Consider the following 1,172-nt stretch of genomic DNA (forward strand, 5'->3'; position numbering starts at 1 on the left):
CTTCGGCGATGTCCGGGTCTTCCTCTTCGGGGCTGGGCGGGCTGTCGGGTTCGCGCCAGTCGTCGGGCATGGTGCCGCGGGCCGGACGGTAGTTCCGGTCGGAAAACTCGGGGGAGGTGTATCGGGAGGGGCGTCTCATCGCTGGGCGGCACGGGGCCGGGGGAAAAACGGGTTCAGGGGCGGATTTGTTGTCCGGTGCGCTCGGCGACGCGCAGTTTGGCGCTCCGGGCGCGGGGGTTGCGGTCGATTTCGGCGGCGGTGGGGAGGATCACTTTGCCGACGGGGACAACGGGGGTGGAGCTCTGGCCGTAAAAGTCGCGCTGGACGATGCCGTCGGGGGTGCCGCTCCGCATGAAGTTCTTGGCGAGGCGGTCTTCGAGGGAGTGGTAGGTGATGACGCTGAGCCGGCCGCCGGGACGAAGGAGCCGGATGGATTGGGAGAGCATCATTTCGAGGGCTTGCATCTCGCCGTTGACTTCGATGCGGAGGGCCTGGAAGAGCCGGGCGCGGAAGCGGGCCTCACCGCCGCGGGGGGTGACGCTCTCGGTGGCGCGCAGCAGGTCGTCGATCCGGGCGAAGGGCCCGGCGGTCTCGCGGTAGCGCACGATGGCGTTGGCGATGCGGTAGCACTTGTCGAGATCTCCGTAGCGGCCGAAGAGGGTGGCGAGCCGGGCGGGGTCGTAGGTGTTGAGCAATTCTGCGGCGGTTTTGGAGCTGCCGTGCTGGTTCATCCGCATGTCGAGGGGGCCGTCGAACCGAAAGGAGAAGCCGCGGGAGGGGGTGTCGAAGTGGTGGGAGGAGACGCCGAGGTCGGCGAGGATGCCGTCTACGTGGTCGAATCCGGCGGCGCGAACGCAGCTGCGCAGGAAGCGGAAGTTGTTATGGATCAGGACGAGGCGGGGGTCGTCGGGGGCGTTGGCCAAGGCGTCGGCGTCCTGGTCGAAGGCGACCAAGCGGCCGCGACGGCCAAGGTGGTCCAGCAGGGTGCGCGAGTGACCGCCGCCGCCGAAGGTGACGTCGACGTACACGCCGTCGGGACGGAGGGCGAGTCGGTCGAGGCTCTCGTGGAGCAGGACGGGTTGGTGGTATTCGGACATGGGGCTCTCGGGCTGGGTGCGATTCCGTTTAAAGTGACAAAGTTACGCTTTTTTAACGAGGTGGGGAGGGGCGGC

Annotated in this window: 1 protein-coding gene; it reads right to left on the reverse strand. The window is 67.8% G+C overall.

The genetic code is table 11. The annotated features are described in order from the left end of the window. Window positions 1-173: 173 nt before the first annotated feature. Window positions 174-1,097: a 16S rRNA (cytosine(1402)-N(4))-methyltransferase RsmH gene (gene rsmH / locus QZ302_RS09990; protein ID WP_294594978.1), complete on the reverse strand. Its 924-nt coding sequence runs from the start codon at window positions 1,095-1,097 to the stop codon at window positions 174-176. Between the last annotated feature and the right edge of the window lie 75 nt (window positions 1,098-1,172).

Origin of the sequence: uncultured Rikenella sp. (assembly GCF_910579375.1) — a bacterium.
Taxonomy (GTDB): Bacteria; Bacteroidota; Bacteroidia; order Bacteroidales; family Rikenellaceae; genus Rikenella.